The sequence below is a fragment of the Jatrophihabitans sp. genome, from assembly GCF_036389215.1.
In the GTDB taxonomy this organism is placed as follows: domain Bacteria; phylum Actinomycetota; class Actinomycetes; order Mycobacteriales; family Jatrophihabitantaceae; genus Jatrophihabitans_A.
Window position 1 is genome coordinate 1 of the sequence record NZ_DASVQG010000100.1, and the last position, 9075, is coordinate 9075.

Annotated in this window: 11 protein-coding genes; 5 read left to right on the top strand and 6 right to left on the bottom strand. The window is 68.8% G+C overall.

From position 1 onward, the window contains the following. The 3 genes from VF542_RS04695 to VF542_RS04705 all read right to left on the bottom strand — a co-directional run. A partial coding sequence (locus tag VF542_RS04695) for a hypothetical protein (RefSeq protein WP_408650550.1) occupies nucleotides 1-309 on the bottom strand: 309 nt, incomplete at its 3' end. 115 nt (nucleotides 310-424) lie between these two features. Next, nucleotides 425-1357, bottom strand: coding sequence for an SDR family NAD(P)-dependent oxidoreductase (locus VF542_RS04700; protein WP_408650551.1), 933 nt, complete (start codon nucleotides 1355-1357; stop codon nucleotides 425-427). Beyond that, nucleotides 1354-2538: a zinc-dependent alcohol dehydrogenase gene (locus tag VF542_RS04705; RefSeq protein WP_408650552.1), complete on the bottom strand. Its 1185-nt coding sequence runs from the start codon at nucleotides 2536-2538 to the stop codon at nucleotides 1354-1356. The genes VF542_RS04700 and VF542_RS04705 overlap by 4 nt, the downstream gene beginning before the upstream one ends. A gap of 384 nt (nucleotides 2539-2922) precedes the next feature. Between VF542_RS04705 and VF542_RS04710 the strand changes: the two genes are divergently transcribed. Next, on the top strand, nucleotides 2923-4578 hold the full coding sequence (locus tag VF542_RS04710) for a phytoene desaturase family protein (protein ID WP_408650553.1): 1656 nt from the start codon (nucleotides 2923-2925) through the stop codon (nucleotides 4576-4578). A 72-nt stretch (nucleotides 4579-4650) separates the two neighbouring features. On the opposite strand, the gene VF542_RS04715 is transcribed toward VF542_RS04710, so the two are convergent. Continuing rightward, nucleotides 4651-5496, bottom strand: a complete 846-nt coding sequence (locus VF542_RS04715) for an MBL fold metallo-hydrolase (protein WP_408650554.1) — start codon at nucleotides 5494-5496, stop codon at nucleotides 4651-4653. A 367-nt stretch (nucleotides 5497-5863) separates the two neighbouring features. Between VF542_RS04715 and VF542_RS04720 the strand changes: the two genes are divergently transcribed. From VF542_RS04720 to VF542_RS04735, 4 genes are all read left to right on the top strand, one after another. Next, nucleotides 5864-6703 carry an SDR family oxidoreductase gene (locus tag VF542_RS04720; protein WP_408650560.1) on the top strand — a complete coding sequence of 280 codons (840 nt, stop codon included), beginning with the start codon at nucleotides 5864-5866 and terminating at the stop codon, nucleotides 6701-6703. Nucleotides 6704-6976: 273 nt separating this feature from the next. Further along, nucleotides 6977-7171 (top strand): hypothetical protein, encoded by a 195-nt coding sequence (locus VF542_RS04725; protein ID WP_408650555.1) that lies wholly within the window; start codon nucleotides 6977-6979, stop codon nucleotides 7169-7171. Nucleotides 7172-7201: 30 nt separating this feature from the next. After that, entirely contained in the window at nucleotides 7202-7483 is a 282-nt protein-coding gene (locus tag VF542_RS04730; RefSeq protein ID WP_408650556.1) for a hypothetical protein, read from the top strand. After that, nucleotides 7483-7692, top strand: coding sequence for a hypothetical protein (locus VF542_RS04735; protein ID WP_408650557.1), 210 nt, complete (start codon nucleotides 7483-7485; stop codon nucleotides 7690-7692). Before VF542_RS04730 ends, VF542_RS04735 begins: the two co-directional genes overlap by 1 nt. A gap of 119 nt (nucleotides 7693-7811) precedes the next feature. Here the strand turns inward: VF542_RS04735 and VF542_RS04740 are convergent, their stop codons facing one another. Next, nucleotides 7812-8741: a carbohydrate ABC transporter permease gene (locus tag VF542_RS04740; protein ID WP_408650558.1), complete on the bottom strand. Its 930-nt coding sequence runs from the start codon at nucleotides 8739-8741 to the stop codon at nucleotides 7812-7814. 1 nt (nucleotide 8742) lies between these two features. Further along, the coding region (locus VF542_RS04745) for a carbohydrate ABC transporter permease (protein WP_408650559.1) at nucleotides 8743-9075 on the bottom strand (333 nt) is incomplete at its 5' end.

Consider the following 9075-nt stretch of genomic DNA (forward strand, 5'->3'; position numbering starts at 1 on the left):
CTCGCCCAGCCGGCCAGTGCCCGCCGGCCCTCGCTCGAACATCAGCCAGCCCAGTTGCTGGCCTGAGGACCCGGTGATCGGGTGGCTCTCCTGCTCTCCCGGGCCGGCCGGCTCGCGACGGCGCCACCGCCCGCGAACCGACGTCGCCGGCTCGTCCTGATCGGTGAACAGGGCCGCGGCGTTGCGTCCGGCCAGCGCGAGAGTCTCGGTGGCCCCGTCACTGTCCAGCCCGCGCACCGCCACGGCCGTCGCTCCGAGCAACGTGAGGGCATCCTTGGCCAGCTCCTGCAGCCCGGGAAGCTCCGTCATGAAAACATGCCCTCTCCAACGATGAGGACGTCGCCCACATCAATAATGCATATAGGAGCAATAACGATACGCATTATCTAGTGGAAAGCGGACAGTTAGCGTAATTGTCTGCAGGTCAGCGGTGCGGCACGCCCAGCGGTCCGGGCCAGCGGCCGTGCTCGGCCTCACCGCCAGGTCGCGGTTCCAGCACGTTGCCGGTCGAGGGATCGGTCGGCGGCTGCCTGGTCAGCGAAGCCAGGTGCAGCAGCGGCGTCACCAGCGCGTCGTAGACCTTGGGCAGCAACCGGAATCCCGCCACGATCAGCGGGTTCGCCGGGCCCACCGAGACCCGGGCACGTCGCCGGTCCACGCAGCTCAGGATCGCTCGGGCCACCTTCTCCGGTGAGTCCACCGGGAGCGGCGGGCGGGCCGAGCGCCCGGTGACATTGGCCGCCTGGGAGTAGATCGGGGTATTGACGCCACCAGGCGAGACTGAACTGACCAGGATCTCCGGCTCGTTCCGGGTTTCCAGCTGCAGCACTCGAACCAGCCCGGCCTGGCCCCACTTGGCCACCACATAGGCACCCATCTGAGGGGCCGCGATCGAGCCGAGCAGCGAATTCACCACCACCAGGTGCCCCCGGTGCTGGGACCGGAACACCGCCAGCGCCGCGCGGGCCACGAAGTAGGTGCCCTGGACCGCGGTGTCCACCACCGCGGTGAAGATCTCCGGTGGCAGTTCTTCGATCGTGCCGTAGGCCATCACGGTCGCTGAGTGCACGACCACGTCCACCCGGCCGTGGGCCGCGACCGCGGTGTCGATGAGGTTCTGCGACGACCGCTCCTCGGCGACGTCGGTGACGACCACCAGAGCACCCGCCGCACCCTCGGCCAGGCACTGCACGGCAACGGTCGCCAGCCGATCGGCGCTGCGCGAGGCGAGGACGAGCTGGGCGCCACGCGCCGCGAACGCCCGCGCCGTGGACAGGCCGATCCCGCTGGAAGCACCGGTCACCACGACGACCGGCGGCTTTCCCTCGCCGGTCACCTTTGGGCCGTCGTCGGTCACGGCTGCAGCACCACCTTGATGCAGCCGTCCTCCTTGTTGCGGAACATCTCATAGCCCGCGGGCGCCTCAGCCAGCGGCAGCCGGTGGGTGACCAGGTCCAGCACGCCCAGCGGGTCGGCGGGATCCATCGCCGCAGCCAGCGCCTGATCGCTCCAGAGGCGCACGTTGGCCTGGCCCATCCGCAACTGGATGCCACGGTCGAACATCTCCATCATCGGCATCGGGTCCACCTCGCCACCGTAGACACCGCTGACCGATACGGTGCCACCGCGCCGGACGCCCTTCACCGCCGCATGCAGAGCATCCATCCGGTCCACCGCGAACTTGTCGGTGATCCGCTGGGCGATGGCATCGGGCAGCAATCCGGTTGCCTTCTGGGCCAGGGCCACCGGCCGGTTGCCGTGCGCCTCCATGCCTACCGCCTCGATCACCGCATCCGGTCCCCTGCCGTCGACCAGCTCGATCAGGCTGGTGGCGACGTCATCCACGGCCGCGAAATCCAGCGGTTCGGCGCCGTACCGGGCGGCCAGCGCCAGCCGCTCGGGGACCGTGTCGACGCCGATCACCCGTTGCGCGCCGAGGTGCTTGGCGATCCGGACCGCGAACTGGCCGACCGGCCCGAGGCCCAGCACGGCCACCGTGCTGCCGGGTTGCACGTCGGCGTAGGCGACCGCCTGCCAGGCGGTGGGCAGGATGTCGGACAGGAACAGGAACTGCTCGTCAGGGGTGCCCTGCGGAACCTTGATCGGGCCGAAGTGTGCCTGCGGAACCCGCAGGTACTCGGCCTGGCCACCAGGCACCGAGCCGTAGAGCGAGGTGTAGCCGAACAGCGCCGCCCCCTTGCCCTCCGACCTCACCTGGGTGGTCTCACACTGGGAGAAGAGGCCGCGCGAGCACATCCAGCAGAAGCCGCAGGAGATGTTGAACGGCACCACCACCCGGTCACCCGGTCGCAGGTTGCTGATGTCGGAGCCGACCTCCTCCACGATGCCCATGGCCTCGTGGCCGAGCACGTCACCGGCCTTGAGGTACGGGCCCAGCACGCCGTAGAGGTGTAGATCCGAACCGCAGATCGCCGTGGAGGTCACCCGCACGATCGCATCGGTCGTCTCCAGGATCTGCGGATCGGGCACGTCGATGACTTCGACCTTCAGATTTCCCTGCCAGGTAAGAGCTTTCATGACCTGTCCCCTGTTCCTCGGTGGGTCAGCGCGGGCGCGCGAAAAGGTGTCCGGCCCACGCTGCCGCGCGGCCAGAGGTGACCCGGGCCCGTGACAGTCGGCGGAAGTCGGGGGTTGCAGACGGTGTCCGGCCGTTACGGCCCGGTGCTCGCTGCTGCTCAGCGGTATGCAGCCCAGTTAATCACGCTGGCACGCGGTACGGTCGAGTCGATGCAGCCGGCTGGACAGCACCGCGACTTCGCCCGCCGAGCGAGCATCGACCGAGGCACGATCGACCGAGGCACGATCGACCGAGGCACGAGGGAGGAGCGCAGCGAAGTGCTACCTATCAGTGAACCTCGACGCGCAGGTGGAGCCCGTTCCGACGGGGCACCCGATGCGGTGGTGATCGGCGCCGGCCACAACGGGCTGGTGGCGGCCAACCTGCTTGTCGACCGCGGCTGGGACGTCGTCGTCTGCGAGGCGACCCCGCAGGTGGGCGGCGCGGTGCGATCGGCCGAGGTGACCAGCCCCGGCTACCTCTCGGACCTGTTCAGCGCGTTCTACCCGTTGTCGGCGGCCTCGCCGGTGTTGCGGGCGCTGGAGCTGGACCGGTACGGCCTGCACTGGACCCACTCGCCGAGCGTGTTGGCGCATGTCTTTCCCGACGACCGGTGCGCGGTGCTCTCCCGCGACCTCGACCAGACCGCGGCCTCCGTCGATGAATTCGCAGCCGGTGACGGTGCCGCCTGGCGGGCCATGGCCGAGCAGTGGGAGAGCATCCGGCAACCGTTGGTCGACGCCCTGTTCACCCCGCTGCCCGCGCTCGGCCCGGCCACGAGGTTGCTGGCCGGACTGGGCGGTGCCGGGGCGCTGCGGATGGCGAGAATGGCACTGCTGCCGGTCCGCCGGCTCGGGGAGGAGCGATTCAGCGGGGCGGGCGCCCCGATGCTGCTGGCAGGCAATGCCCTGCACGCCGACCTGTCGCCCGAGGGCGCCGGCAGCGCCATCTACGGCTGGCTGCTGGCCATGCTCGGGCAGAGTTACGGCTTCCCGGTTCCGGTCGGCGGTGCCGGCATGTTGACCCAATCCATGGCGACCCGGCTCACCGCCAGTGGCGGGACGCTGCGGTTGGCCAGCCCGGTCGAGTCGATCGAGGTGCAGGACGGCGCGGCGGTGGCCGTCCGGCTGGCCACCGGCGAGCGGATCAGGGCCCGGCGCGCGGTGCTGGCCGACGTGACCGCTCCGGCCCTGTACCGCGACCTGGTGGGCGAGCGGCACCTGCCGGCTGGCTTCGTCCGCGACCTCGACAACTTCCAATGGGACAACCCGACGGTGAAGATCGACTGGGCGGTGCGGTCCAAAGTGCCGTGGACGGCGCCCGGCGCCCGGGGTGCCGGCACGGTCCACCTCGGAGTCGACATGGACGGGCTGACCCGGTACGCGGCCGACCTGGCCACCCGGCAGATCCCTCGGCAGCCCTTCCTGCTGTTCGGCCAGATGACCACCGCCGATCCGAGCCGCTCCCCCGAGGGCACCGAGTCGGCCTGGGCCTACACCCACCTGCCGCCGGGCGTCGACTTCAGTGACGAGGCCATCGCCGAACACGTCGAGCGGGTCGAGGCAACTGTGGAACGCCACGCGCCTGGCTTCACCGACCTGGTGGTGGGCCGCTACGTCCAGTCCCCCGGTCAGCTGGAGCAGGCGAATCCGTCGCTGGTGCACGGCGCGGTGAACGGCGGCACGGCACAGCTGCACCAGCAATTGGTGTTCCGGCCGGTGCCGGGCTTCGGTGGCGCGAGCACTCCGATCGACCGGCTGTTCCTCAGCGGCTCCTCGGCCCATCCCGGCGGTGGCGCGCACGGTGGACCCGGCTCCAACGCCGCCCGGGCCGCGCTGGCCCGTAACGGCGTGCTCGGCGGTGGCCGCCGCAAGGCCTCGGAGCTGCTGATGAGCCGGTTGTACCGCGAGGCCGGCGAGCAGCCGCGTGTGCTGGCCGACCGTCCTGAGGTGAGCCGGGCCGACCGTCCTGAGGTGAGCCGGGCCGGCGATATGAGGTGAGCCGGGCCGACCGTCCTGAGGTGAGCCGGGCCGGCGATCTGAGGTGAGCTACGCCAACGATCCTGAGGTGAGCTACGCCAACGCGGTGCGTTCGGGAGCCGCCAGGCTGACCGTGTCACCCCGGGCGACGTAACGCACCACGTCGGAGAGCCCCCGGCGCTCGACCTCGGCCCGGAAATCCGACAGCGGTGACTTGAACAGCCCGTAGTCGTCGTAGTGCACCGGGATCGCCAGCCGCGGCTTGAGGAGTTCCAGCAGGTTCGCGCCCTGGATCGCGTCCATGGTGACCATGAGCCCACCCGGCAATCGGGTGCCACCCAGATGCAGGACCGCGGCGTCGAGTGTGGGGTACCGCACCGGGATCTCGCGAAGGTCATCGACGAAGAGCGTGTCGCCGGTGAGGTACATCCGCAGTTGCACCGGTTGGGAGATCGAGCCGAATTCAAGCAGGCTGCCCATTACCGGCGGCAGCACCCGCCGCAGCAGCCCGGGCGCGTGCCGACCAGGCATCGAGGTGATCCGCAGCCGGGTGCTGCCCTTGAGCACTTCGGTACTGCCCCAGGTACGCAGTCCGACGGCACGTGGAAAGCCGCGCAGCTGGAGCCGCTTGGAGGCGTGCGGGGTGGTGACGATCGGCAGCTGGTGGTCCAGGCCGCGATGGGCCTGCCGGTCCCAGTGGTCACCGTGCAGGTGCGACAGCACGATGACATCCAGCTCCGGCAGCTCCCGCGGAGTCAGCGCGGGCTGGGTCAGCCGCTTGGCGGTCAGCCCGTAACCCAGGTAGGCCCGCTGGCCCTGATGCAGGAAGTTCGGGTCGGTGAGCAGGGTGATCTCGCCATAACGGATCAGAGTGGTAGCGGTACCGATGAACAGCAGTGAGCCATCCGGTTCGGAGTTGCCGGCGGAGGGCTCGGTCATCTTGCCCCGATCTGAACTTCAGCCGCCGGCTGACGGCGGTCCGAGGGCAGCTGCGGATCCAGCGCGCTTCCCAAGCTACCCGGGCCGGAGCGGGAGCGTCCACCGCGCAATCAGCACCGGTCGCGGCCGCTCGCGCTGATGCTATGGTCGAGTTTCGGCTGGACAGCAGCCTCAGTCGTCCTGGCCATGGCCGGTGACGGCCCCCTCCCGAACCGGCGACCACGCCACTCCCGTCACGGCGAGTCCGGCCGGCCCGCGCCCTGCGGCAGTGTGCCCTCAGGACGTGCGGTGGCACGGCTTGCCAGCCAGTGCGGCCGCGCCGGTACGGCAGAGGGAATCCTTCATGACCACAAGAGGAAACCTCCCGATGAACCAGCCCGAACAGCAGCAAGACACGCCTGGCGTCCAGGCCGAGATGACTCCCCGGCCCGACTGCGGAGAAGAGAGTTATCGCGGTTCGGGTCGCCTCACCGGCAAGGCGGCCGTGATCACCGGCGGCGACAGTGGGATCGGGCGGGCGGTGGCCATCGCCTATGCACGCGAGGGGGCCGACGTTCTCATCTCCTACCTGAACGAGGACTCCGACGCCAAGGACACCGCGCATTACGTCGAAGAGGCCGGCCGCAAAGCCGTTCTGGTGAAGGGCGATATCTCCCAGCCGCAGCATTGCCGCGACATCATCGACAAGGCGATGAGCGAGTTCGGCCGGATCGACGTGCTGGTCAGCAACGCCGCCTTCCAGATGACCCACGAGACGCTCGAGGAGATTCCGGACGAGGAGTGGGACTACACCTTCGCGACCAACGTCTCGGCGTTCTTCCACCTGGCCAAGGCGGCGGTCCCGCACATGCAGCCAGGAGCCAGCATCATCGGCAGCTCATCGGTCAACTCCGACATGCCATCGCCGACGTTGGCACCGTACGCGGCCACCAAGGCGGCGATCGCGAACTTCTGCGCGAGCTTGGCCCAGATGTATGGGGAGCGCGGCATCCGGGCGAACAGCGTGGCACCAGGACCCGTCTGGACCCCGCTCATCCCGGCCACCATGCCCCCGGAGAAGGTCAGCCAGTTCGGCAGCCAGGTACCCCTGGGCCGGGCCGGCCAACCCGTCGAGCTGGCCCCGGTCTACGTCCTGCTGGCCTCGGACGAGGGCAGCTACATCTCCGGTGCCAGGATCGCGGTGACCGGCGGCAACCCGATCCTGTAACTCCGCGGACTCCAGTCCAGCCTGGGGCCACCCGCCACGTGTGTGGCCCAGGTTGGATCGGGGGTTGAGCTGCCGCATAAGTTGCGTTCGGCGGGGCAGAGCGCTTAGCGTCGGCAGGGCCAGGCGCAATGCCCTGTGCCCTAGCTGAACCGTCAGCTGCCCGCCCGTCAGCCACGTAGGTCGTGGGACCGAGGCACACCATCGACTACGGCGCCCGCCCGCGCGCTCGACCTCCACGGGCCGCTACATCACTTTCACGAGGGGATCACACCCATGAACATCGACAAGAACCAGATCATGCAGCTGTTGCGGGAGCAGGGCCATCCGCAGGCCGACCAGGCGGAGCAGGAGTTGCCCGATCAGGTGGACACCGAGCAACACGGCAACCTGCTGTCGAAGTTCGGCATCAATCCCCAGGAGCTGCTGGGCAAGTTCGGCGGCGGGGGTCTGGGTAACCTGCTCGGATAGCAAATCACCCGCTAGCAGGAGGAGCAGAAGATGACCGAATCGGAGCACTCCGAACCGGACATGTCCGCCATGCCCTCCACCGACGGCGCCCCGGCCACCGAGGCACCGGTAGTGGCCGGCGCCGGGGAGACCTTCGATGACCTGGACAGCGCGACGCCGCTGGCCGCGGACGGCGGGCCTACCCAACCGGGTGGCCAGGGCACGGGTGGCCAGGGCACGGGTGGCCAGAGTACGGGTGGCCAGAGTACGGGTGGCCAGAGTACGGAAGATGCGGCGGAGGGCGGCCCGGATCCGACCGCGGGTGCCAGCTGATGTCCGCGGCCCACGTGCCCGAGAACTTCTGGTTGCTGGCCGACCCCGACCAAGAGGTGCTGATCGCCGGCCGGCCCGCGTTCAGCCAGCTTGCGCCGGTGCCACTGCGCCAGCTCGGCACCGACACCATCACGGCCGGTGAGCCGTACCGGGCATATACCAGCACGCCGGGCGGCAGCTACGCACCGGCTGACGGAGATGACCGGTAGCCGGGCCGGCGGTATGGGAAAGGGCTGAGCCGCACCGGCTCAGCCCTTTCGCCTTTTTCGACCGCTCAGCCCTTTCCGGCCGGCCCAGTCCTTCGGCCGGCTCAGCCCTTCTAGGCCGCTCAGCCCTTTCGGCCGCCCTGGCTGGCAATGCCGTCCATGATGTGGCGCTGCGCGAAGGCGAACAGCACGATCAGCGGGACGGTGGCGATCAGGCTGGCCGCCATGATGATCTCCCAGTGCTGCTCACCGCCGTTGCCGAAGGTGTCGATCACTGCCTTCAGGCCGCGAGGCAGCGTGAACAGGTTGGGATCCTGCAGGTAGATCAACGGCCTGAGCAGGTCGGTCCAGCTGGCCTGGATCTCGAAGACCAGCACCACGACCAGCGCCGGCCGGGACAGCGGCAGGGCGATCCGCCAGAACAGCCCGAAGAAGCTGCATCCGTCGACCCGGGCCGCTTCGAAGTACTCCCTCGGCACGCCGAGGAAGAACTGCCGCAGCAGGAAGATGTAGAAAGCCGACCCGAACAGGTTCTGTCCCCACAGCGGAACCTGGGTACCGGTGAGGCCGAGATGATGCCAGATCAGGTACACCGGGATCATCGTCGCCGCGCCCGGCAGCATCATCGTCGCGAGCACCAGCCCGAACAGCACATTGCGCAGCGGGAACCGGAAGTAGGCGAAGCCGAAGGCCACCAGAGCGCTGCTCAAGGTCACCGTGATCGCGGCGGCCAGGGCGACGACCACGCTGTTGGTGACCCACTGCAGGATCGGGGCGTAATTCCAGACGTCGGAATAGTTGGCCCAGCGCCAGGAGTGTGGCAGCAGCGAGTTGTCGAACACCTCGGTGCGCGGTTTCAGCGACGCGCTGATCAGCCATACGAACGGATACAGGAACAGCACGCTGGCCAGCAACAGGACGGCGAGGTAGGGCAACCGGCGGAGGCTGAGGCCGCCACGAGTTCGATTGCGGGCCGCCGGCGCTGGATCGCCGGTGCCTTCGACCGGCTCGGGCTGGAGGCCGGCGCCGGGCAGGGGCTGGATCGCGGTCATCTCAGCGCTCCCCCTCGTAGTAGACGAAGCGTTTACTCAGCCGGACCTGTACGGCGGTGATGACAATGATGATGCCGAACAGCAGCCAGGCCAGTGCCGAGGCATAGCCCATGTGCAGAACCCCGAAGGCCTGCTGGAAGAGATAGATCACATAGAACAGCGCCGCGTCGTTGGCGTACGTGCTGTTCTGCTGGCCACCGAAGAACATCGTGTACGCCTGGTCGAACATCTGCAGGGAGTGAATCGTCAGCACGATCATCGTGAAGAACAGTGCGCCGCTGATCATCGGCAAGGTGATCCGGCGGAACCTGGCGATGCTGCCGGCGCCGTCCAG